The 25,167-nt window shown below is 37.4% G+C and carries 15 protein-coding genes; 8 read left to right on the top strand and 7 right to left on the bottom strand.

Going from position 1 to position 25,167, the window contains the following annotated elements:
• The first annotated feature begins 350 nt into the window (after positions 1-350).
• On the top strand, positions 351-3,086 hold the full coding sequence (locus tag ACXACQ_RS14115; RefSeq protein ID WP_474976599.1) for a tetratricopeptide repeat protein: 2,736 nt from the start codon (positions 351-353) through the stop codon (positions 3,084-3,086).
• On the opposite strand, the gene ACXACQ_RS14110 is transcribed toward ACXACQ_RS14115, so the two are convergent.
• From ACXACQ_RS14110 to ACXACQ_RS14100, 3 genes are all read right to left on the bottom strand, one after another.
• The gene (locus tag ACXACQ_RS14110; RefSeq protein ID WP_474976598.1) at positions 3,083-3,721 is read right to left on the bottom strand and encodes a CatA-like O-acetyltransferase; all 639 of its coding nucleotides are present in this window, start codon (positions 3,719-3,721) and stop codon (positions 3,083-3,085) included. The genes ACXACQ_RS14115 and ACXACQ_RS14110 overlap by 4 nt on opposite strands.
• Before the next feature lie 77 nt (positions 3,722-3,798).
• Complete coding sequence (locus ACXACQ_RS14105) at positions 3,799-7,050, bottom strand: T9SS type A sorting domain-containing protein (RefSeq protein WP_474976597.1); 3,252 nt, start codon at positions 7,048-7,050, stop codon at positions 3,799-3,801.
• Between the two features lie 145 nt (positions 7,051-7,195).
• Positions 7,196-7,783 (bottom strand): adenylate kinase family protein, encoded by a 588-nt coding sequence (locus tag ACXACQ_RS14100; protein WP_474976596.1) that lies wholly within the window; start codon positions 7,781-7,783, stop codon positions 7,196-7,198.
• Between the two features lie 209 nt (positions 7,784-7,992).
• Between ACXACQ_RS14100 and ACXACQ_RS14095 the strand changes: the two genes are divergently transcribed.
• Positions 7,993-9,936 (top strand): sialate O-acetylesterase, encoded by a 1,944-nt coding sequence (locus ACXACQ_RS14095; protein WP_474976595.1) that lies wholly within the window; start codon positions 7,993-7,995, stop codon positions 9,934-9,936.
• Between the two features lie 147 nt (positions 9,937-10,083).
• Here ACXACQ_RS14095 and ACXACQ_RS14090 read toward each other — a convergent pair whose 3' ends face one another.
• A complete protein-coding gene (locus tag ACXACQ_RS14090) occupies positions 10,084-12,969 on the bottom strand; it encodes a rhamnogalacturonan lyase family protein (RefSeq protein ID WP_474976594.1) in 2,886 nt (961 codons plus the stop codon).
• A 487-nt stretch (positions 12,970-13,456) separates the two neighbouring features.
• Between ACXACQ_RS14090 and ACXACQ_RS14085 the strand changes: the two genes are divergently transcribed.
• Positions 13,457-14,785: an ATP-binding protein gene (locus ACXACQ_RS14085; protein ID WP_474976593.1), complete on the top strand. Its 1,329-nt coding sequence runs from the start codon at positions 13,457-13,459 to the stop codon at positions 14,783-14,785.
• Between the two features lie 61 nt (positions 14,786-14,846).
• Positions 14,847-15,287 carry an RrF2 family transcriptional regulator gene (locus ACXACQ_RS14080; protein ID WP_474976592.1) on the top strand — a complete coding sequence of 147 codons (441 nt, stop codon included), beginning with the start codon at positions 14,847-14,849 and terminating at the stop codon, positions 15,285-15,287.
• Between the two features lie 52 nt (positions 15,288-15,339).
• On the opposite strand, the gene ACXACQ_RS14075 is transcribed toward ACXACQ_RS14080, so the two are convergent.
• From ACXACQ_RS14075 to ACXACQ_RS14065, 3 genes are all read right to left on the bottom strand, one after another.
• Complete coding sequence (locus tag ACXACQ_RS14075; RefSeq protein WP_474976591.1) at positions 15,340-16,218, bottom strand: FKBP-type peptidyl-prolyl cis-trans isomerase; 879 nt, start codon at positions 16,216-16,218, stop codon at positions 15,340-15,342.
• A 205-nt stretch (positions 16,219-16,423) separates the two neighbouring features.
• Positions 16,424-17,149 (bottom strand): LytR/AlgR family response regulator transcription factor, encoded by a 726-nt coding sequence (locus ACXACQ_RS14070; protein WP_474976590.1) that lies wholly within the window; start codon positions 17,147-17,149, stop codon positions 16,424-16,426.
• Entirely contained in the window at positions 17,146-18,210 is a 1,065-nt protein-coding gene (locus tag ACXACQ_RS14065) for a sensor histidine kinase (RefSeq protein WP_474976589.1), read from the bottom strand. Before ACXACQ_RS14065 ends, ACXACQ_RS14070 begins: the two co-directional genes overlap by 4 nt.
• 377 nt (positions 18,211-18,587) lie before the next feature.
• Here ACXACQ_RS14065 and ACXACQ_RS14060 point away from each other — a divergent pair, with 377 nt between their 5' ends.
• Genes ACXACQ_RS14060 through ACXACQ_RS14045 form a run of 4 tightly spaced genes read left to right on the top strand, consistent with a single transcriptional unit; the run spans position 18,588 to position 25,166 of the window.
• Positions 18,588-19,949, top strand: coding sequence for a TolC family protein (locus ACXACQ_RS14060; RefSeq protein ID WP_474976588.1), 1,362 nt, complete (start codon positions 18,588-18,590; stop codon positions 19,947-19,949).
• Positions 19,950-19,957: 8 nt separating this feature from the next.
• Positions 19,958-21,016: an efflux RND transporter periplasmic adaptor subunit gene (locus tag ACXACQ_RS14055; RefSeq protein WP_474976587.1), complete on the top strand. Its 1,059-nt coding sequence runs from the start codon at positions 19,958-19,960 to the stop codon at positions 21,014-21,016.
• Between the two features lie 12 nt (positions 21,017-21,028).
• Positions 21,029-24,142, top strand: a complete 3,114-nt coding sequence (locus ACXACQ_RS14050; RefSeq protein ID WP_474976586.1) for an efflux RND transporter permease subunit — start codon at positions 21,029-21,031, stop codon at positions 24,140-24,142.
• Positions 24,143-24,149: 7 nt separating this feature from the next.
• A complete protein-coding gene (locus ACXACQ_RS14045; protein ID WP_474976585.1) occupies positions 24,150-25,166 on the top strand; it encodes a hypothetical protein in 1,017 nt (338 codons plus the stop codon).
• Position 25,167 lies beyond the last annotated feature (1 nt).

Here is a 25,167-nt window from a genome sequence, read left to right as displayed (position 1 = left end):
ATTATTAATTATATAATATCATTTCATTAATAGCAAGAAAATCGTATTACTTATTAAAATGATTTATAACATATTAGATAAGTAAGAGCAATTAAACACAACCAATGTAAAGGCTTTTTAACAACTAAAAAAGCTATGGACATGATGAAATATCTTTGAATAATCTATTTACAGACTCTGTTATACCATTAAAAATCGAAGTTAACTAACGGGCAAAATCAACGATGGATATATAAACCGTGGTATGCTTTTACAGATAGAAGCTATAACTCTTTTAAAAAAATCCATCAAAAAGAGGCCATTCTATAACGGATTCAACATATTTGTTTCGCAAAACCAACCAACAATATATGTCTGACAAAAACTCTATTCCTACAAACAACGCTAATACCCTACCCAATAAGGAAAAAGAGAATGAAATCACATTAAACAGTGAATGGCAAAGTGAACTTTTTGAAGCCAGTGTGCAGTGTCAAAAAGAGAATGATAGCTCAGCTATAGTTTTAATAAACTCAGCTATGGAAAAATGCCTTACTGCATATAAAAGTTGGAGTTGGCTACAAGTTAACCAGCCACTATCTAAGGAAGACATAAATACTCTAATTGGCCGCTTAAAGCCAATAGAGCACACTGAAAAGGCTCTCAGCTTAGCTCATTTGTACTTGCTAAACAAGCAAAGTAATGTGGCTATAAATTATTATAATGCATTAGATAACACTGCCAGTAGCAAAACCCCCTTGTTTTTTAAAGCCATAGCACAGCATTTATCTCAGCATTATGACCAGGCACATAAGAATTTAACCCAGTATATAGAGTTTCACCCCAAAAGGGCATTTGCCTATTTTGAAAGAGCGCAAAATCACATAGGAGAATCTCATTATAAAGAAGCTGAAAAAGACCTAAAAATAGCCTTGGCATTAGATGAAAATAATGCGGAGTATCTATTAGCTTATGGCGCAGTAATGAACAAGCTAAAGCAATATGAGCAAGCAATAGACTCATTAAACAATGCTTTAACCTTCAATGATACCGACTATAATGTTTATCTTGAACTAGGAAACAGCTACTCTGCTCTAAAAAATCATGAAATGGCTATTATTCAATTTGAAAAGGCCATTGATATTAACCCCAACAAAGCGGAGGCCTATGCAAGCAAAGGTTTACAACAATATAAGCTAGGCAACTATTCTGCTGCTATAATAGAATTTAATGAAGCGTTAAATTACGCTCACCCACACATTGCCTTAACTTATTACAACCGAGCGTTAGCTAAGGAAATGATGGAAGATTTTAAAGGAGCTGTAGAAGACTATAGCATGACTTTAAATTACCTCCCCCACTACACACAGGCTTATATTAATAGAGGGTGTGCCAAGCTTCAGCTAAACAAAGTTCAGGATGCTTTACACGATTTTGACTATGCAGTAAACGAACATGGGGAAGGCACAGCCTACTTCAATCGTGGGTTGGCCAAAAGTAAACTTGAAGACTACCATGGCGCTATAGATGATTTCAATATAGCCTTAGAGTATCGTAGTGATGACAGCGAAGCCCTTTACCAGCGAGCTATTTCAAGATCAAAGCTAGGAGATTGGATAGGTGCACTTGATGATTTTGAGCATGCTTTGTTTTTTGACCCTATGAATGCGTCCATTTACAATGCCAGAGCCAATTCTAAAGTAGACTATGGTGATTATGAAGGTGCTATGTTTGATTACGAAAAAGCGATTAAACTATACCCAGACTGGTATATACTGTATTATAACAGAGGACTTTGCAAAGAGAAAAAAGGAGACTACCTTGGAGCCATTCACGATGCCGGCTTTGCGCTTCAACTAAATGAATTTTATGCAGATGCGTATAATTTAAGAGGAAATAATTATTCCTATATAAAAGAGTATGACAAAGCCATTGCTGATCTGGAAGCTGCCATTTCTTTAAACCCTGAAGCTTCTCTCTACTACTATAATCGAGGTTTCATTTATAGCAAACTACAAAATCACCTCGCGGCTATAGAAGACTACAACCAAGCCATACTTATTTCTCCTAACGAAGCTCGCTCATTCATTAACCGGGCAAGTGTATACATTACTGTAAAAGATTATAGCAGAGCTTTGCATGACTGTAATAAAGCTATAGCATTAGAACCTACTAATGTGGTGGCACTGTTTAACCGAGCACTATCTAATGCTAACCTAGAAAAGTACCAAGATGCTATTAAGGATTATACTACTTTATTAAAACTGGTACCAGACGATTTTGAAGCTTATAATAACAGAGCTAAAGCTTATTTAAATAACGGTGACACTCACAAAGCACTAGAGGATTTTCAAAACTGCTTAGACCTGGCGCCCGATTATACTAAAGCCTATCTAGACAGAGCGTTTTTAAAAAAGAACCTGGGTTTATACGAAGAAGCCATGGAAGACTATGATAAGCTTATTTATCTAGAACCAGAAAACCATATATATTTCAACAGCAGGGGTGTGCTCAATGAGAATATGGGCCACCTAGACGAAGCCTTTGATGATTATAACCATGCGCTACTATTGTACCCTCATTATGAAGATGCCCATATCAATAGAGGCAATATTCATAAGAAGCAAAACCGCCCATCAAAAGCAATTGAAGATTATAGCCTAGCCTTAGCTATTAATGATAAAAGTGCGATTGCATACTCTAATAGAGGCTTGGTGTATCATAACTTGGGCATTAATGACAAAGCTAAGGAAGATTTCAATAGAGCTATTAACGCTGATCCAGAATATGCGCAGGCATATTATAACCGCGCATTAATAGAAACCGATGAAGATGATGCATTATCGGACTACACACAGACCATAAAGCTTGATCCTTACCATGAAGAGGCATATTATGCCAAAGGATTAATTTATTATAAAAATCAGGAATATAAGAAATCTAAAACTGAGCTAGAGCACTTAATAGCATTGAACAGCCATCACCCACATGCCTACTTTTTAAGGTCAAAAGTGAATAAGTTTCTGCACTGCCACACCGAGTCTATAGAAGATGCCATTAGGGCCTATGAATTAGACCCTGACACTTATCCTATAGATGAAGATTAATGCGTATTGAGCAACTCCTGAAATAACTGATAATATTTCCCTACATGATAGCCATCCATAAGAGCATGGTTAACATTTACAGAAACAGGTAGTTTCATTGTACCATCAGCCTGATGTGCCTTACCAAAAGTTATTTTAGGGGTTGAATCTTTAAATTTGAAATTTCTGGCATGAGTAAAGCCAGAAAATTGATGCCATGGCAAAGTGGAGTAATGTATCAAATCCATTCTTTTGGCTTCATCATTAAACCTCAAGCCTGTAGAGTGCTGCACCCTATCAATTTCAGCGCTTAGCCCTTGGGCAAATGTGTCATAATCTTTACTGAAAGGAGCAAATGAAAAAGCAAAAGTACCATCTGGCCGGCCTATAGTGGACCCAGAATGCACCGCATCATACACATCAACTTCATTATTATTATTAATACGATACTTAAATTCCTCTATTTCATTAGCAGCATAAAGTGAATGATACATATAGTATGAAAAGAAAGATATGCCGTTCGCCTTACAATATTTAAAAGCCTTGGAACAATCTACCTCTGAGACCAACCCAAAAAAAGGCTCATCAAAATCGTTAAAAAACTCAAAATGTTCTTTTCTCTTCCAATTGTCTTTGTCAATAGTGCGGATAATCATAAAACCTAGGAATTATAATGAGCCAGCGATATTCCTTAAATAAATATGATTATCCAAATTAGCTTATTATAAATAAGTTATTTTAATACTATCCTATGCCATTCTTTATGTCCCTCACTATTAATTTCTATTAAATACACCCCTGCAGCATATCCTACCAGCTCTAGCTCTGCTTTTCCATTTATCCCTTTCCATGAACTGAGTTCCACGCCAGATAGATTTTTCAATACCACTTCATAAGGCTGGTCGGTTATTGAATTTATAACCGTTATGCTAGATTCTACAATTGTTGGATATACTTTAAAATATGATTTGGGCACATAAGTGACAGTAACAATACCACTGTACGAGAATTTACCATCATAATCTACTTGCTTTAAGCGATATGTATTATCACCGTACTCTACGCTATAGTCAACAAAATTATAAGCTTGCGCCTCTTCTCCCCTGGCCGCTAGGGACAACTTCTCTCCTATAGGTATCCATTGCAATTCATCTCCAGATAGTTTTAAACGCTCTATTACAAATTTTTCATTATTCAACTCTTCAGCCGTGGTCCAGCTCAATAATATATCATCACCTTGAAGCTCACCATTAAAAGATGTTAACTCTATAGGAAGTGGGCTAGCGTCAGTGGTTATAGTTGTTCTCCCAAATGAGGTTAAGTTACTCACAGTAAGCTTCCTGTTTGCAGCATCTAATATGGCCAAATCTCCCGACCAATCTCCAACACCTAAAGGATCTTGGGCAATGACTGGCAAATCATTAACAATATCATTGATACTGCCTAAGTAAGGTTCATCATAATAAATAGACAGGCTATATAAATAATTAGTACTACCATTTTCAGTAGCGATAATATCAAAATAAAAATTACTTATATCGTAGCTTTCACGATTTGCAGCCCATACACCACTATAAAATTTCACCGTTAAGTCATCAGGCAAATCAGAGCCTGGCAAGAAGGTGATGGAAACCCAATCTCTTTGATTAAAGCTAAAAACATAAGGAGTGCTAACAGCTAGTGGCCCAGGTTGCACACTGGCACTTGGCTCCACTGCTGCCGGAAGCATGGTAAATTCATAAGCGCCCAAATCTGGTGCGCCATCATAAACAGTAGCAGGCCTACCGTTGGCTTTATAGTCATTAGTAACATTAGCTATATGCGTACCCATACCATGAATATTCCAACTATTAGCATTTAATATGCTAGGTTCTAAATTGGTGTTGCTAGTAAAACCAGGCTCTCCATAAACCGAGCTACTTTCCATTGAGGTATTGCTCCTCCACTCGCTCATGGTTATTGTCCCGTTGAGAGCAATATTGGACAATGGGCCCAATAAACCAACATAATTTGTAGTTTTGGAAGTGCCTGCATTTACGAAATATGCATTATAATTTAACTGAGAAAACTGAGCAGAACTGCCTTGCGCATATACGGCTAATGCATGAGCTTTGCCGGCCATGCTTAAACTTCCGCCAGAGGTATTTTTAATTACGTTGTTTCGTAAATCTATACTCGTAGTATTAGAAGCTGCAAATACACCTACTGAACTGGCGGTAGCAAAATCCATCTGATTTCCATATAAATGTATAGAGTTATTCCATACATTAATACCCGACTGGGCATCTATTAAAGTGGACCCTCTCTCACCTCCCATCCCTAACATTACTGCTGCCGGATTTCTATAAATTCCATCATTTGTAATACTATTGCTAGCACCATTGCCTCCGATGTCATAGATCACGTTATTCTTCACTTCTACATTGGCATTTAGCACACCAGTATTCACCTCTATGCCGTGTGCAGCAAAAGCACTTGTAGTATTGGCACTATAACCCAAGGAGTAGATATGATTTTTTTCTACACTAATATTTTGTGAGTTTTTGTCTATCATGATACCTACATCAACATAATCATCAGTTTGAACAAACCCTCCAATATGATTTCCTGCAATGCTCCCATTATTTACACCTAGAAAATGAACTCCACGCTCTTTGATATTGGTTTGGACTACATTATCTGCTACGGTAACGTTTGTAGCTAAGCTGTTGGTGGTATAAAAAGACCCAGATGCATCAAGCCCATCAATATGTATGGCCTCTTTCATAGTCGAAAAATCGTTATTAGTTATGCTAATGTTATCAAATTTAGCTTCTACACTTGGGTTTGCATACAATGAAGCTATTACTCCAAATCCATATTGGGTAGAATTAGTCGTTAGGTTTGTATTCTTAATTGTAATATCACTAAGGCTTGTAGTCTCATTAACGCCTCCTAAAAATATGGGAGCTATAAATGTGGTGCTGGCATCTTGCGAAACAATTGTGAGGTCACGGGAAGTACCTCCTTCAATATTTGACCCATCCACAGAAATATTGTTAGCTCCATAAAAAGTAAAAACACCATAAGGACTAACAGTAAAGTTACTGCCTGTAATGGTTGGTGTTACAGCACTTCCTGTCAGGGGTTTAAATGTAATATTATGTGTACCCATACCCGGAAATGGGTTAGTGGTACCATTTCCTATTATGAAAGGAAAAGTCTCAAAACTGGCATTATAATCTTCATCTGTAAGATAAAAGATAACATCACCGCTTAATCCATACGCATTGAGGTAGTTAACCGCACTAGTAATACTAACAAAATCATTGTTTTTTATCCTGCCTACTGTATAGGCACCATTTAGAGGCTGCGGAACACTAGGAGTAGTTGTTATAGAAACATTATCGAATGCACCTGGAGGCAGATCAATGTTAAGAGCATCATTGCGCCAGTTAAATAGTAGTGCTACATTATTACCAGCAGCATTTATAAATGACTTTTGAGCGGCAGACAATGTTATAGAAGCCCTAGACCATGTATCTCTATTATAATAATAGGCCAGTTGAATAGAATTAGAACCATTAAGGTTAACGGCAGATGGGTATGTAACCATATTAAGGTTAACTAAATACACAGACATGAAATCCGTAATAAGAGCCAAATTAAAACCATCGGCAATATAATCGTATTGCACGTTAACAGCATAATTTGATATGGATGATGGCCAATTAGGTGTTACCCATATCGAATGATCAGATGTTCCATTAACATAAGCATGAGTAGTTCCGTTATTGGTTACTCCTACTGCACGAGTTCCTGCAGAAAGAGAACTATTGAGATTTAAATTAGCCCATTCATTATCTGTAGTTATAGCTGAGTTGGTCTGAAACCAAGAATCAGAAAGGGGTATAACTTCAAAGTTTTCTGCAAGAATTACCTTCTGCGAAAAGCCTGTAGAACACACCAAACAACACATTCCTAAAAGTAAACTAAGGCGATTCATAATAAATAGTATTTTAATTAATACAACGTGATACTATTTAATTTAACTAACCTTTAGGAAGCTATCAAACCAGAAAATGATTTATACTTACATACAGATACTACAACATAAATACAATAATTAAATTATAAATTTATACTTTAACCTATCTTAAACAGTCCATTATAACCTTATGTGTATCTTCAACACTCCCCATACCATCTACATTAAAAACCTGAGCAAATTGTGTCATTCTCTGAATAACTGGCAAGGTAACATCTTCAAAAAGTTCAATTCTTTTTCTATGAATATTTATATCTTTATCATCTTGCCTATCAGAAGCCTGGGCTCTATTATGAGCACGTTGCATGAGTTCTTCTCTTCCCACTTTAATATTTATCACTGCTCTAATAAAAATACCATGAGATTTCACAAAATCGATTAACTTTTCTGCTTGCGACAAATTTCTGGGATATCCATCTAATAATATGGTATCGTTTTTATTTAATCCCAGCAGGTGGGTTAACACTAACTCATTGATAGTAGGATCTGGCACCAGATCTCCACTTTCTTCATATTCTGCTATTTTATTTCCCAACTCGCTTCCCTTTTCTTTAGCATATCGGCATAGAGCCCCTGTTGAAATGTGCTTATACCCCAGTAGTTTTTCTGCCATTTCACATTGTGTTCCTTTACCGCAGAATGGCGGCCCCATAACAAGATAAATAGTCATATCACCTCCTAATTTCTTCATTATTAGTACAAAACTTGCATCAAACAGATAAAATTGCTGTGCATTACAAGATTAATCATCGGTGTAACCTTCTTAATTAATTTACACAATAAAACGAGCAATAGGAGCTAATTACCTTATATTATTTCGATTTCGAATGTTTAGAGCCATAAACGTATCAAATACATTTAATAACATATATTTGCTACACTCCAACGCTAATTACTACAATGAAACAAATCACTAAATATTCCATATTAGCAATTCTGCTAATATCCATTAATTTATCTCATCAGGCTTACGCGCAAATTACGGCAGCAAAGATTTTCAATGATCATATGGTACTGCAGCGTAACAAAACGATTCCCATTTGGGGGAGCTATAAGGCCAACCATACATTATCGTTAACTATTGACAAAAACCGTGTAACTACCACATGCGACCATGATGGTTCTTGGTACGCAGAGCTGCCATCTTTGCCTGCCGGAGGACCATATCAGCTGCAAATAGCCTCTAGTACTGATACCTTAACATTTGAAGATGTACTTATAGGTGATGTTTGGGTGGCATCGGGTCAATCTAATATGGAGTGGCAGGTACAGCAATCATTTAATGCTGAAAGTGAAATTAAAAATGCCGATTATAAGCACATAAGATTCATACAAATAGAACACAACAAACAGATTACCCCACGGGCTGATTTTGAAAAAGGTGACTGGACAGTTTGCGATAGTAATAGTGTGAAATCATATTCTGCAGTAGCCTATTTTTTCGCAAGAAAAATTAATAAAGACATAAATATCCCTGTGGGCATTATTCAATCTACCTGGGGAGGTACGCCCGTAGAAGCATGGACTAGCAGAGAAATGCTGCTATCCTCTCCCATAACTCGTAATAAGGTAATGGCTAACGACAGTATTACTAACGGGCACATGGAGCAAGACAGTTTAGATTTAGTGAAATTTTGGGAAATAGTTTACAATGTTAAAAATGAAGCTGATAAGCACTACACCTCGCTTTCCTTTGACGACAGCAAATGGGAATATGTAAACATGCCTACCGTGTACAAAGATTGGGGATTAGCTCCGTACGAAGGCATGGTTTGGCTTAGAAAAGCAATAAAATTACCTGCAGACATGCAAGGCTCCTCCTTAACGATCAACTTAGGGCATCCTGAAATGAACTATTCATTATATTTTAATGGAAACGAAATTTGTAAAAACATCTGGAATGCTAATAAAAGCCATAGTTATGAAATACCTGCTGAGTTAGTTAAAGAAACCAATCAGATAACAGTAAGAATGGCTGTGCTATGGGGAGGCGGAGGTTTCAACCTTCCTGAAGAGAATATGTACATTACTAACGGCAACCACAAAGTATCGCTAGCAGGAAAATGGAAATATAAAACAGGCCTAGAACCTACTGTACCGGAAATCAAGAATTATCATAGGTACCCATCCTACTTGTTTAACGGAATGATTAACCCCATTATACCTTACGCCATTTCAGGCTTTATTTGGTATCAGGGAGAAGATAATGCTACAGCTGGCAATGATTATGAAACCTTATTTCCACTTATGATTAATGACTGGAGAATAAGATGGAAAATGGGCTATCTGCCATTTTACTTTGTGCAACTAGCCAATTACAAGCAAAGAAAAGAAGAGCCCGTACAAAGTGATTGGGCTGAGCTAAGAGAAGCCCAGAGACTAACCACACATCTTCCCAATACAGGTATGGCTTGTATAATAGACATTGGTGAGGCCAACAATATACATCCAAAAAATAAGCAAGAAGTAGGTAGAAGACTAGCGCTAATTGCTGAAAAGCAAACCTATAATAAAGATGTCGTTGCATCTGGTCCAACCTATCATAATTTTAAAATATCTGATGCTACAGTTGAATTGTACTTCAATACCACGAGCCAACTTATGACCACAGACAATGCTCCTGTTAAGGGCTTTGCTATAGCAGGCAAAAACCATAAATTTTATTGGGCAACGGCCAAAATAGTAGACAACAAGGTGATTTTAAGTACCAAACAGGTAAAAAAACCAGTAGCCGTAAGATATGGCTGGGCTGATAACCCTGCGTGCAACCTCACTAACTCTTCTAGGCTTCCGGCTGTTCCTTTCAGAACCGATGACTGGCAAGAAGTACATACCACAGAATAAAACAAAAAGAGGCCTCTCGAAATACCGAGAAGGCCTCTTTATACAAGTCACTACAGGCTAAACTTTCACTTAAACCTAATATAAAGCCTTATTTCACCCAAAACAGACTTATTATGCAATAGCCGAGTTACTTGCAGTTTCTTTTATTTAATGATTAATCACCAATTTATGGTGCTCTGTAACGTGCTCATCTTTAATGATAATAGTATAAACTCCAGCATTTAATTCTGCTACCGCTATTTGCGTATGTTCAGAATTAAGCGTGCCTATTTTCACTTCCTTACCATTAACATCAATAATACTAAAAGTCATAGACCTTTCACTTCCACTTAACTGCAAGTGTAGCATTTTGTCAGATGGATTTGGATAAAATGTAATTAAATTTTCAGAACTATTATCTAACTCTATCTTACGGGCATTGTTAACACCATTAATAGATTCAAATGACCACAATTGATTATCTGCATCATGACAATCCCATTGCACAATATTGGCACCAGCTTCTAAAGAATGCTCATAAACATCTAAGCACTTTCCACTGTGCTTGGCTACAATTTTAAAGTAAGTATCATCAACTGCTTCTAAGGCGACTTGCTGCCAGTCTTCTTCTCCAGCTCCCCACTGCTGTAAATTTCCTCCATTATCCTGAGAGGCTCCTGCTATGTCAAAGCCTTTGCCGCTATGTACCGCTATTATTGAATAGTAACCATCCCCTCTTGGTGTCACTTGCCACTGCTGATTCGTTTGTCCGGCATAACCCCACTGCTGTACGTTAGCTCCGCTAGCGGTACTATTACCTGCCACATCTAACACCATATTACTCATTTTAGATTTAATGATGTAAACCCCTGCTGACACATTAGCTCCAGCTGTAGCGCTTGCTACATTAGAATTTATGGTATTTCCAGAAGTATCTACTGTTTTCACCCAGTAATAGTACGTATTTCCATTCTCAACACTGTTATCTATATAGTTTGAGTAGCTATTAGATACCGTTGCAATACGCACTCTGCCTGAGGGGTCTGCATCAGTATCTCTATATATTTGGTAGCTGTTAGCAATGCCTAGTGAGCTCCAGTTTAACTCAATAGCGTTATTACTACCCTCGGCACTTAGCTGCACAAACGGAGAGCTATCACCACCCACTGCCACTATATTTGGCACTGGAGCCGCAGCCATACCATACCCTAAGAAAAAGCCTGGGTGTGGAGGTTGATTATATCCCGAGTTTTGCCAAGCCACAGCCGTTCTGTACTGTGTATCGTGCATTAGCGTATATTGCTTATTTGTAGTAGGTATAGTGGTGGTAAAAATAAGTAATTGTTGATTGTTATTATGTCTCCAAATTACCTCTTCTCTCCAATCTCCTAGCAGGTCAGCTGATAATGATGGCGTAGCTTTAGTTGTATTATTAGAGGCAGCACCATAGTTATAAGCTGTTAACAGTCTGCTTGTTTGTGAATTATTATAATCCCACTTATCTATCTTAGTATCATCTAAAATTTCTCTGATAAGGTCTCCATCCCACCAAACAGCAAAATTTATAGGAGAAGGTCGGCTAGACGAAATAATTTGACCATTGCTAGCTGCAAGACTACCACGAGAAGCCCACGATTCATATCCTCTGTATCTTGGGTCTATGTCCATAGCTACGCCTCTACCTACATCAGTTCCTCCTCCTGATTGGCTCCATAAAATTTGTCCCGTAGCGGCATCATGCATCTCTACTCCATGAGAACCGTAACTTCCAGGCTCTTCGTGCACCATAAATATTTCTTGTCCTGGTCTATCAGGGTTCATATCTGACATATGCAAAGCATCACCATGCCCCAACCTAGTAGAATATAAGCCGGTACCATTATCATCGATAGTAGCAGCTCCGTAAACTATTTCATCTCTGCCATCATTATCCACATCACCTACAGTAAGGCTGTGTGCTCCTTGGCCTGCATAAGCGCTGTTTCCTGAACTGTTAGAATCAAATGTCCATCTTCTTGTGAGCTGACCATTTCTCCAGTCCCAAGCTACTAACACCGATCTGGTATAATACCCTCTACACATGAGAAGGCTCGGTCTAGTTCCATCTAAGTAAGCGATACCACCTAAAAATCTATCTACCCTATTGCCATAGCTGTCACCCCAACTACTAACACTTCCTCTTGCTGGTAGGTAATTAGTTGTAGCCATTGCTGCACCAGTCAATCCATTAAAAATGGTTAAGTACTCAGGCCCTGACAAAATATAACCTCTAGAATTTCTATAGTCAGCACTTGAGCTTCCTATCACGTTTCCACGCCCATCTATGGTTCCATCTGCAGTTTTACATGCCACTTCAGCTCGGCCATCACTATCCAAATCATAAACCATAAATTGCGTATAGTGAGCACCAGCTCTAATATTTCTACCCAAATCAATTCGCCAAAGCTGATTTCCTTCCAAAGTATACGCATCTAAATAAACATTACCGGTGTATCCACTTTGACTATTATCCTTAGAATTAGAAGGATCCCATTTCACAATAATTTCATAGTCACCGTCACCATCCAGGTCTCCTACGCTACAGTCATTAGGACTGTATGTATATGAAACACCATCGGGGGTAGTACCTCCGGCCGGTCTGTTTAAATTTAGTGTGAGGTATTGCTGAGACCAGACGCCTACTGATTTAGAAGCTTCTTGCTCTGATCCGTTTATTATAGGGCGTACAGAATAAGTACCGCTAGCGCTGGTGTTATCTTCATAATTAGTAGAATTACTGATGGGAGTACTATTGAGCAACACTCCATTGCGGTATAAATTGAATGATACATTTGTAGGGTCAGTACCCAACATACGCCAAGAAACAAATACCTTGCTGGTATTTACCCTTACAGCTACCAGACCCCTATCGAGGCTTTCAACATGCTTTTGTGCTTTCAGCTGCACTGAAAACAATAAAACTAACAATGCCGCAAAAGCAACATTATGCATTTGGTGAATGCTAATCCCTCTCCCCTCGAAATAGGGAGACTGTTTTTTAAATAAATTAATCATGAGTTGTTAATTGTAGGTTGAACTTATGGCCAACTCAAAGACAAAAGATGATGTACAATAGATTTCTACAACATATGCTTTTGCTTTTAGTGTGTTTCAAACCTACATTATAGCCCTTAACATTAGTTTAGCCAGCGTACCAGTTTATTCATTACATGTTGCTGCATTAAAAGAAGGCGATTGAGGTCATTACTACTAATTATAAGAGAGACTACTCTGCTAATACTACAACTTTCAATTATTTGTACTTTATACACTTATATGGTGGATTTATAACTCACTCAGCACACTCATGACTTACATCAGTTAAAAAACTCCTCTGCTAAACCTTAAAGATTATTTCTTTGCTATTTCACAAAAGTGAGGTGGGGAACAAAGCACAAGACAAAAAACTCATTAAGTCTTAGTAAATAAAAATAAAACAAGTTCTTAAACTTAATCTAAATTACTATTATTGTATTCCCCATAATGCTAATTCCTAGTTTTTATGAACAATCACACTTTGCTTGAAAAAGACTTCGAGCAACTAGAAAATCTGATTACTATCAGGCTAAATGAATTATGCGAGGCTCCTGAAGCTGAGCTAAGTTGTAAGTTTGAGCTACCCGATGCTGACTCGCAAGAAGGCTACGAGCAACTTTTGGTAAAAACACAGTTAAACACATACGAAAGAATAACGCTTTTACTCTCACTTAGCAGTTATTTAAAAGCAGAAATCCTAGATCCGCTTTACCTAAAGAACAATTTTACCAATACCACCTTTACGCAAATTGGAGGCCGTATAAGTCAAAATACCAGTGCCTTTTTACCTACTGGTGAAACGGCTATGTTTCTGTGCTCTGGCAATAGCATCAGCGAGCGTATTCAGCTACAAAATATTTTTGACAACGATAATAAGTTATACAAACACAACCTGCTACACCTCCACCCTACTCCGCTAGATGAGCCTCCATTAACAGGTAGAATAGTACCTACTGATGAATGCTTACATACTATTTTCTATAAAACAGAATTTAAGCCTAACTTCAGCGGTAGATTCCCCGCCAAATTATTGGAAACAAAGCTCACTTGGGAAGACCTTGTTTTGGATTACGATACCGAAGAATCGCTAGACGAGCTCTTTGCGTGGTTGTCTCACCACAGTCACTTGGAACAAATGAACAACCTGAGCAAAAAATTCAAAAGAGGCTACAGGGCATTGTTTCATGGCCCTCCGGGTACAGGAAAAACCCTCACTGCCACACTCATGGGCAATAAGCATGGCATGAAAGTATATCATATAGACTTATCTATGTTGGTATCAAAGTATGTAGGCGAGACTGAGAAGAACCTCAAGCACATATTCGATACTGCGGAAAACAAAAACTGGATACTCTTTTTTGATGAAGCAGACTCGATTTTTGGCAAAAGAACGCAGACAAACAGCTCTAATGACAGGTATGCCAACCAAGAAGTGTCTTACTTACTACAGCGAGTGGAAGACTATCCGGGAATGATCATTTTGGCCTCTAACCTAAAAGCTAATATGGACAAAGCATTTCTCAGGCGCTTTCAATCAGTAATATACTTCCCTATGCCTGGAGTAGAAGAAAGGTATACACTATGGCGCAAAGCCTTCGCTGATGATCTTACGTTAGAAAAAAGCATTAAACTCAGAGACTTAGCTAAAAACTATGAAATTTCTGGCGCATCTATTGGTAACGTACTAAGATATTGCTCACTTATGACTCTTAAAAGGGAAGAAAATATAGTATATGAACAAGATATTATTACAGGAATTAAGCGTGAACTAGCTAAAGAAGGTAAAATATCTTAGAAAAGATCAAAACTTAAACTAGTTAAAGTGCGTATACCCTCATCCACTTAACACTTTATATATGGGAGTATTCTCCAAAACCTGCGAATACGCTATGAGGGCTGTATTCTATATTGCTCAAAATTCTCAAGAAGGAAAAAAAGTAGGCATAAAAGAAATAGCTCAAAAGGTAGATTCTCCCGAGCACTTTTTAGCTAAAGTGCTGCAAGAGTTAAGCAAAAAAGGCATTATCAGCTCTGCTAAAGGGCCGTCAGGAGGATTCTACCTTAGTGAAAGCGGATTGGAAAGACCCATAGCCGACATAGTAGCCTGTTTAGAAGGAGAGAAAATATTTACAGGCTGTGGCATGGGTTTGGCAAATTGCTCTGAAAAAAATCCGTGCCCATTACATGAAGACTTTAAGAAGATCCGACAAGACATCTCCACCATGCTAAAAACCACCTCTATTGGTCACTTTAATGAAGACCTAGCCCTAGGAAAGCTCAAACTCAGCAACGCTTAATCCCAAACATTGAACAAAAAAAAGAAGTCGGCATTACCGACTTCCCAATTATTTAAAGCACTATACTTTTTAGCTTTACGGTAAACTTTAAAGTAGCATACCTTGGTATAGAACCACTGCCTGCAGAGCCGTAACCATACTTACTAGGTATAAACATAGTAATGGTTCCGCCTTCTTTCACATAAGGCATTAATATTTTCCAACCATCAATTAGGTTAGTTAAATCAAACTGCACGTCTGTTCCATCATCAAAAGACGTATCTAATCCTAATAAATAACCTTCATAGTCTACTTTTACATCATCATAAATAGTCGGTTTATTACCGGTACCTTCCTCTTCTATAATATATCTTAGGCCTTTAACACTATCTATCTGCGCGGTAAGGTTATTTTCATCCAAATATGCATCTATTACTCTTTGCTCATACTCCAATGAAGATACCACTTCTCTCAACTTTACGTCTACTTTAATTGGTGTATTTCCTGGTACGCTACCATCTGTAGACCCACCTTTTCCGTAAGCATAGAATGAAGGTAAAAACATGCTCATCTCTCCGCCTTCTCTTAAGTATGGCATCAATAAATAATATCCTGTGATCCAGTATTGGTAATCAATTCTCAAGTATGTACTATCCATATCAAGAAAAGACTCACCTGTTAGTAAATTACCTTTTAAATCTACCAGCCCAACGCTATCTCTGGTACCATAGTCTCCGGTACCTTCTGTATTAATAATATATTTTAATTTGGCTTGAGAAGTATCGGTTTTAGCAGTAAGCCCGTTGGCTGTGAGATACTCACTGATTAAAGCCTGTTCTTTATCGTATTGCTCAGCATCACTAACACCATCATTATCGTTACACGAAGTCAAAGTGGCGCCAGTTATTACAGTAAAAAGCAGAATGATTAATTTAAAATTGTTTTGTTTCATATAGGGTAAGTTTATTATCCAAGTTGGTGCACTACACTATTCTAAGCTGCATATTTAGCGTAAAACATATTATAATTCACACCATTCAAATAAATTGTTTGTTCTAATGTTATAAAATAAGTATCAACGTGGAGAACGTTGAATTAAATACTAGACACATTTGAAGGTGAAAGGGTTGGGACTTGCTGCGAATAATTATATCATGCTATCGATTATGGTTTTGCCAATCTTTCCCTAAAAACTTCTCAAAAAAGTCATCGTGGTATACTTTCCCTATTGGCAGCTCATGCTCTCTAATGTATATTGTATTATTATCAAAAGAATCTATACTGCTTTCATTTACAATATATGACTTACTTACCCTTAAAAACTGGTCATGAGGCAACCGGCTATGTATTGTTTTTAAATTCATAGCGGTTATTACTTTATCATCATTTAAGTGAATGATAACATAATCCTTTAAGCCCTCAATGAATAATATATTGTTGTAAAGCAATTTGAAGTATTTCCTGTCTGATTTGATGAAAAGATACTCGCCCGTAATGTCACTCACCTCACTGGCTTCGTCTTTCATAAGTTTATGAAAAGCAAAAGCCTTTTTAACAGCCCTATCAAAGCGTGAAATCAGAATAGGTTTTAAGAGATAATCTATAGCATCAATGGCATAGCTCTCTATGGCATACTCCTTATAGGCAGACGTAAATATGATTAGTGTATTGGAGTTATCAATATTTCTGGCGAAATCTAAACCATTAACCCCAGGCATTTCTATATCCAAAAAAACAAGGTCTACTTCATTATTATGTAGAAATTGTTCTGCTTTTATGGCATTGTTAAACACCGCTAAACAATTAAGGTTAGCATGTTTTTCGATCAATGCCACCACACCTTCTCGGGCCAAAGGCTCATCGTCCACAACTATACAATTCATAATGGTAATTTTAGTAAAACCTGATAATAAGCATCTTCATTTTTAATATTTAGCATATACCGGTCTTCGTACATGAGCTCTAGCCTGCGTTTTACATTATCTAAGCCTAAACCATTAGTAGGTACGGCAAATTCTCTAGATTTAGAATTTTTACAGTCGAAAACCAAACTATTTTGCTCTACCGTAAAGAGAATTTCTATTGAAGAACTATGCTCAGGGTCAACACTATGTTTAACAGCATTTTCTACAAAAACGGTGAATATATTAGGTGCCACCTGTACCGAGCGCTGTACAGAATGGTCTACTGCTACGTAATAATTAAAATCATCACGTCTAATTTTTTCTAATTCCAAAAAGTCTTTGATAAAATTTACCTCCCCAGAAAGAAACACCGCAGGTTTGTTATTTTCATATAAATGATGCCTTAAAAAATCAGAAAGTTTAATAGTAATAAGAGATGCTTTTTCCTGATCTTTTTGAATAAGAACATTCAGGTTATTAAGCATATTGAATAAAAAGTGAGGGTTAATTTGATTTCTCAAGGCTTTTAACTCAATTTTTAATGCTCTATTTTCCAATTCTTTTATTTTGGACCTATCTATTACCCACCGCTGCAATATCTTAAGCGCTGTAGATGAAAAAATAAAAGGCATTAAATAAACCAAAAAGTATAAAAACTGAATTTTAAGCGTCAAACTCACTTCTCTTGGTACTATTCTATGAGATTCAATAAAACAGTTATGCAATACCTTAGATACAATAAAACCAACCGTTAAACACCCTACCAAGCTAAGCAAATAACTACCATAGTGTTTTTGATAAAGAAAGTCCGGCATTAGCTTGTACATGTTAAAGTAAAACATGCCCATCACAATTGAATACATAATCAGCATACTATATGTATCATAAGCTCCTGCATATTCTTTCTTTATATTGGAGTAAATAAAAACAAGCAAAAAACCCACTACACTTAGTAAATGCCTATATATTCTATATTTATCTTTAATTAGAAAGTTTAGAATCAAGTCACTTTCCTCTATATGCCATTCGTCTTGCTGCAAATCGTTTTAGGTTTTATTTAGCAATTACTTCAATCTACAAACTTACCTTTCCTAAAGAGAAACAATCCTTTTTATTATACGAAACCTCTCATTTATTATACGAAATATAATTAATTGATTTCGTATAATTTAATCTTAGGTTGGTCTAATTATCCTAAATAATGATTCATACTATTTTAGGTTTGCAGCATGACTGAACCTAAACTCATAATCAATACTATTTCAATCATCGCATGATAGCATATAACTGTAGCATTAAATCACCCGCTTACCCCATTTGATTAAGCCTATTTTTTTTCTGGTTCAGCACTTCATTTGTCTGGTTCAGAAGTTAACCACTTTAATAGACCTATAAAAGATTTCATTTTTGAGTTGTTATGAACAATAAATTTAAATACGCTAAATATTTTGTAGCTAGCTTACTAGCTTTTCTGTGCTGGACACACGCAGAAGCACAGCAAGCGCTAACATTAAAAGAATGTATCGACTATGGCCTTGCCAACCATGAAAGCAACCGCATTTATAACAATAAAATCTTAGATGCCGAAGCTTCCATTCAGCAAGGTAAATCGGCCTATTTGCCACACATCAACCTTAACGGAGCTTTCGATGACAACCTAAAAGTACAGACTTCTGTAATACCGGGTGCATTGGTAGGCGCTGCAGAAGATCAGCGTGTAGCATTCACCAAACAGTATAGCCTCAATGTATCTGCACAGCTAGATCAGACCATTTATGACCAAGGGCTTATCACCTCCTTTAAAGCTTATAAATATGTAGAGCAAGAGGCTGCGCTTAACAAAACTCAAAATGATGAAAAGCTTATTTACAATATTTCATCAGCCTACTCACAAGTATTAGTAAGCTTAGCGCAGGTAGAGTACCTCAGTGCTAACCTCAATATGTACAAAGAGCAAGATATAATAGCCTCGCTACAGGTAAGCAAAGGGGTGCTTACACAAGTTGATGGTGATAAAATTAAGGTCAACTACCTCAATGCTATGTCGCAGCTTAATGCAGCTCAGAATACTTTACAAAATTCTAAGAATCAGCTCAAGTTAGAAATGGGATACCCTTTAACTGATGCCATTGAAATTGACACCACATCTTTAAAAACCTTAATACCCATTTTAGAAAATAGTATTGAAGAAACTGAATATCAGGTAAAGAACAGAACTGATTATAAGCTTTCGGAAAATAACATATCGCAGTTAATGATAGACGAGCAACGCTTGAAACTAAAAGGATTGCCTAAGCTCACTGGCTATGCTAAATATGGAAGCGTAGGCTTTGGCGACAATGTATCTGAAAGTTTTAGCAGCCTTAACGAATACTCTGCGATAGGCTTAAAACTAAGCGTACCACTATTTACAGGTTTTGAGAAACGTGCCCAAGTAAAGCAAGCCCATTACCAACTACTAACAGCACAGGGCAATCTAAAACTTGACGAGCAGGCATATACTATGGAATATGAAAATGCCAACAACCAACTGATAAAAGCTAAGGCTAATATGGATAATGACTTACGCACCTTAGAGCTTTCAGAGTCAGTTTTTAAAGCGGTGGACTTACAATACCACAAAGGCACTACAGATTTAACAGATTGGTTAAATACTCAACGCACGCTTAAAGAGTCTCAATCAAACTATGTCAGCTCTCTATACTCATTCTATGAGGCAATCATATCACTAGAGCAAGCTAAAGGCACATTAAAAAATTTCCATAACACATTGCAATAAATTATACCATGAAGAGAAAATACATCATAGTCATAATAGTATTGGTTGTAGTCATATTAATTGGTTTCCAGCTATTTGTAAACAAAAGGAAAATCAATGCACAAAATCAGGCTGAAGACAAAACCTCAATAGTAATACCTGTAAAAACTGATACCGCGCACCATACGCCAATAAAATATACCATTGAAAAAACAGGTCACATCATAGGTGAAAATGAACGCAATGTAGTATTGCCTGTGGGTGGCATAGTACAACGTGTAATGTTTGAGCTGGGCGATCAGGTAAAAGCAGGTCAAGTATTGGCCATAGTAGATAATAAGTCTAACCAACTTGAATTAGAAAAAACACAAACAAAAATCACTAAGCTCAAAAAAGATTTAGAAACCTACACAGAGCTTTATAAAGGCAATGCAGCCACAGAAGAAAAAGTGTTGGAACTACAAGAAAATTATGATCTGGCAGTAAACGAAGCGGCTCAGCTCAGAAAAAAAATTAGCGATGCCCATATAAAAGCACCGATAACAGGCACCATTGCTAGCAAAAAACTAGAAGAAGGAGTTTTTGCCAATGCAGGAAATGAGCTTACGAGCGTAGTTAACCTCTCCACTCTAAAAGTAAAAGTAAGCCTTACAGAAACTGAAGTATATCAGGTAGAACTCCATCAGCAAGTGAGCATTACCACTAACATATACCCTGGGGTAACTTTTAAGGGCACTATCAGTTTTATTAGCCCACAAGCTGATGATGCTCATAATTACCCTGTAGAAATTACGCTCAACAATTCAGATAAATATGCTTTAAGGTCGGGCACATTTGTGTATGTAGACTTATCTCAAACACTTGAAGACAAAACCTTAACCATTGACAGGGCTGCACTCATAGAAAACCAGCAGCAACCAACGGTTTATTTAGTCAAAAATAGTACCGCCACTTTAACTCAGGTGGCCACAGGCCGCAGCATTGTAGATAGAGTAGAAATACTAGATGGACTTCATGATGGAGACATTATTGTCACCACAGGTCAAATTAATTTAAAAAATGGCACCGAAGTTAAAGTTGCTCAATAACCACATCTTATTATGTCTATTTCAGAAATTGCAATTAAAAGACCGTTATTAATACTGGTAATATTTACTGTGCTCATACTTTTTGGGGTAATGTGTTATTTTAAACTTAACTATAACCTGCTCCCAGATATCACAGTAAACACAGTAAGTGTAACTACCACCTACCCTGGGGCCTCAGCTTCTGAAGTTGAAAGTTCTGTAACTAAAAAATTAGAAGATGCTTTTGCTTCTGTAGAAGGTTTGGATGAAATCTCTAGCAAATCTCAAGAGGGTGTATCACAAATAAGTATTAACCTCAAAAGCACTGCTGACCTTGACGAAGCCGAGCGCAACATCCAGCGCAAGGCCGACCAGATAATAAACGACCTCCCTGAAGATGCAGACAAACCTTTGGTATCTAAAATAAGCCTTGATGAAGTACCTGTAATAAGAGCTGGAATTACCTCAGAAAGATCACCTCGCTCACTTTATGACCTGGTGGACAATGAAATAAAGCCTGTACTTCAAAACCTGCCAGGCGTGGGTAAAGTAAACATCATTGGAGGTACAGAAAGACAAATAAGAGTCAATGTTTCTCCTGAGAAACTTAAAGCGTACAACCTCAATATTAGCCAAGTAACACAAGCTGTTACCAAGGCCAATAAATCTTTTCCTGCCGGTAAAGTAGAAACACAGGCACAAACGGTAGCCATTAGGTTTGATGCTAACCTCTCTTCTATTGAGCAAATAAGAAAACTTATTATACTCCAAAATCACTTTAGCACCATCTACCTTGAAGATGTAGCCAATGTGGTTGATGCCACGGCAGAAATCACAGCCATTAATCATATCAATGGGCTGCCATCAATAGGTATTCAAGTGGTAAAACAAAGTGATGCCAATGCTGTAGACGTAAGCGATTTAATAAAATCAAAATTTGAGGAACTAGAGAAAAGCTACGCAGAAGAGAAGTTAAAATTCGAAATTAGCAACGACCAAAGCACCTATACACTAGCCAGTGCCAATGCCGTAATGGAAGACTTGGGCTTAGCTGTGGTCATTGTAGGTATAGTAATGCTGGCATTTTTGCATAGCCTTAGAAGTTCATTATTTGTGATGGTAGCATTGCCTTGCTCCATTATTCCCACATTCATAGCTATCTACCTGTGCGACTTCTCACTTAATATGATGACGCTGATGGCGCTTTCTCTTGTAGTTGGTATTCTGGTAGATGACTCCATAGTGGTGTTAGAAAACATTTACCGCCACATGGAAATGGGATCTAAAAAGCGAAAAGCTGCCCTCGATGGAAGAAATGAAATTGGTTTTACGGCTATGGCCATCACCTTGGTTGATGTGGTGGTATTTTTGCCTTTAGCTATCAGCGGTGGGTTAATAGGTGATATCCTTAAAGAGTTTTCTTTAGTGGTAGTTTTCTCTACGCTAATGAGTTTGTTTGTATCCTTTACTATGACTCCGTTGCTCGCCAGTCGTTTTGGAAAACTCGAACACCTCACCAAGGATTCACTCTGGGGAAGAATTAATCTTGGCTTTGAAGGCCTCATTACAAATATAAAAAATGATTACGCCAAGCTACTGGCCTATTTACTTGGCAAAAAACGTTGGTTATTATCTGCTGTTATTTTACTAATACTAGGGTCATTTACGCTTATAGGTTATGGCTTTATAGGTTTTGCATTTATTCCAGAATCAGATAAGGGTGAATTAAACATAGACTTAGAGCTGGAGCCTACGGCTTCTATCTACCAAACTAACTTAGCCACACAGCAAGCCGAAAAAATCATTTTAGATCAACCCGAAGTAGTTCAGGTATTCTCTAGCGTAGGTTTTGTGAGTGGTAGTGTGGCTGGTACTACCAATAATGCCAACCTATCGCAGCTAACAGTCTCTCTTGTAGATAAAAAAGAAAGAAACATCAGCTCTCAAGCCTTTGGTTTGAAAATGCAAAAACTAATCACTGCCACCACACCAGGCGTTAAAGTCACTTCTTCGGCTGTTTCTATTACTGGTGGAGGCGGGCAAGCGCCTATTCAAATAGCAGTATTAGGCATAGACTTGGGCAAGGTAAGGCAGACAGCAGAAGCTATACAGGCACTGATGACCCAAGTACCAGGCACCCAGTTTGTAGAGCTCTCTGTAAAAGACCAAAAGCAGGAAATAGAGGTTAAGCTCGACAGAGATAAAATGACCATACTTGGAATTGATGCCTCGCAGGTTGGAGGGGCACTACAAAATGCTTTCAGCGGAAATAAGCAGAACACCTTCAAAGAATATGGCAATGAGTATGACATTAACATTAGTATGGAGCCAGAGCGTAAGTCTGACATCACCGATGTTAAAAACTTATCTTTCACTAATAATGATGGACAAACTTTTATGCTCAGTGAGTTTGCTGAAGTAGGATACGCTCTGGGCGAAAGTGTACTACAACGTAGTGATAGAATGGGCTCCATCACTGTTAACTCCAATGTAGTTGGTAGGCCTGTAGGCTCTGTGGCCAATGATATTAAAGCAGGCATTAACAAAATGACGCTACCTAAGGGCATCTCTATTGAGTATTTGGGCGATGTAAAAAATCAAGGAGAGGCCTTTGGTAGTTTAGGACTTGCGCTTCTTTCGGCTATTATATTGGTCTACCTGATTATGGTTGCTCTTTACGAAAGCGTTATATATCCTTTTGTAGTATTATTTTCGATACCCGTAGCACTTATAGGGGCATTTTTAGCCTTAGCACTTACCATGGAGAGCTTAAATATATTTTCTATTATCGGGGTAATAATGCTACTTGGGTTAGTCTCCAAAAATGCCATTTTAATTGTAGACTTTACTAACCAATTAAAGGAAGAGGGCAAATCTGTAACCGAAGCATTATTAGAAGCCGGCAAAGAAAGATTGCGTCCTATATTAATGACTACGCTGGCTATGATCTTGGGTATGCTACCCATAGCTATAGCTAGTGGCCCTGGTGCAGAAATTAAGAATGGAATGGCCTGGGTTATTATTGGAGGGCTTTCAAGTTCAATGGTATTTACACTCTTTGTAGTACCTGCCATGTACATCATTATCGAAAACCTGAAAGAAAGGTTTTCAAAAAGTACTCCTAACATTACGACCCAACACGCCTAGTTAACCTATGAATTCGATCCCAAAAATAACATTATTAATATTCACATTATTAATAAGTTTGAGTGCAGTAGGGCAAGCCCCTACTGCAGCTCAAATAAAGCATTATAAAGACTCGATCACCCTCGTATATATGTCTAAGATGGCACTAAAGAATCCATCTTTAAGACAAGCACATTTTTCTACTGAAGCTATATCATCTACTGATTTTAATTCCAAATTAGACGGAAGTGATATTTTTGATGCGAAGCTCATGGCCATGCGATATTCAGGACAGTTTACTGCATCAGCCTTCCATATTAAGAAGAATAAGTTTTCTTCAAATATTGGCTTCAAGCATCAAACTTTTCATTTAGATAAAATGAAAAGCTATACCCCTGCTTTTAATGAAGAAAAAGTAGATATTGACAAAACAGTCATCAATGGCTCCATTATTATGACTCGTATGGATACTATAGGCCATTTGCCCATTATCTCCAACGCTATAGTATCAGGCATAATAGACCCAGAGAGCGGACAAAACAAAGTTATTTTCACAGGACTGGCTATGGCTCCAGTAAAGAAGAATGAAAACACTTCTTTACTGCTTGGATTTGTACTATCTCTAGATCCCTCTGCTCCATTTCCTATTATACCCATGATTAGCTATCAGCACCGTTTCAATGCTTCTATGGATATTTTTATTGACCCATCGCGTGTTACGTTTAGAAAACAATGCAATGACAAAGCAGCTGTGATGTTCTCCAATAACTTAACCGGTAATTTGGCTTTAATGCAACTAGAATCTCCCCTACCCTATAATTCGGTTTTCTCTACTTTAGAATTACAGTCCGGGCTGGCATACGAACGATTAATCACTAACAAGATGATATTTACTCTTGCAGCAGGGGCTAATTCTGTTATGTCATCCAAAATTTTAGAGCAAAATAAATCGACAGACCCTTTTGTTAAAAATGAACAAAAAATAAGTCCTTATATTAAGTTCGATGTGTCATTTTTGCCGTTTTGGAAAGGATTAGACAAATAAG

This window comes from Fulvivirga sp. AWR4_260 (genome assembly GCF_056158185.1).
This window is presented reverse-complemented; position numbering and strand designations above follow the sequence as displayed.

Bases quoted from the DNA above. Each gene is read 5' to 3' on its own strand.
- ACXACQ_RS14045 (WP_474976585.1), top strand. From the start codon at position 24,150: ATGAATTCGATCCCAAAAATAACATTATTAATATTCACATTATTAATA.
- ACXACQ_RS14095 (WP_474976595.1), top strand. From the start codon at position 7,993: ATGAAACAAATCACTAAATATTCCATATTAGCAATTCTGCTAATATCC.
- ACXACQ_RS14060 (WP_474976588.1), top strand. From the start codon at position 18,588: ATGAACAATAAATTTAAATACGCTAAATATTTTGTAGCTAGCTTACTA.
- ACXACQ_RS14115 (WP_474976599.1), top strand. From the start codon at position 351: ATGTCTGACAAAAACTCTATTCCTACAAACAACGCTAATACCCTACCC.
- ACXACQ_RS14050 (WP_474976586.1), top strand. From the start codon at position 21,029: ATGTCTATTTCAGAAATTGCAATTAAAAGACCGTTATTAATACTGGTA.
- ACXACQ_RS14055 (WP_474976587.1), top strand. From the start codon at position 19,958: ATGAAGAGAAAATACATCATAGTCATAATAGTATTGGTTGTAGTCATA.
- ACXACQ_RS14105 (WP_474976597.1), bottom strand. From the start codon at position 7,050: ATGAATCGCCTTAGTTTACTTTTAGGAATGTGTTGTTTGGTGTGTTCT.
- ACXACQ_RS14075 (WP_474976591.1), bottom strand. From the start codon at position 16,218: ATGAAACAAAACAATTTTAAATTAATCATTCTGCTTTTTACTGTAATA.
- ACXACQ_RS14070 (WP_474976590.1), bottom strand. From the start codon at position 17,149: ATGAATTGTATAGTTGTGGACGATGAGCCTTTGGCCCGAGAAGGTGTG.
- ACXACQ_RS14090 (WP_474976594.1), bottom strand. From the start codon at position 12,969: ATGATTAATTTATTTAAAAAACAGTCTCCCTATTTCGAGGGGAGAGGG.
- ACXACQ_RS14085 (WP_474976593.1), top strand. From the start codon at position 13,457: ATGAACAATCACACTTTGCTTGAAAAAGACTTCGAGCAACTAGAAAAT.
- ACXACQ_RS14080 (WP_474976592.1), top strand. From the start codon at position 14,847: ATGGGAGTATTCTCCAAAACCTGCGAATACGCTATGAGGGCTGTATTC.
- ACXACQ_RS14100 (WP_474976596.1), bottom strand. From the start codon at position 7,783: ATGAAGAAATTAGGAGGTGATATGACTATTTATCTTGTTATGGGGCCG.
- ACXACQ_RS14110 (WP_474976598.1), bottom strand. From the start codon at position 3,721: ATGATTATCCGCACTATTGACAAAGACAATTGGAAGAGAAAAGAACAT.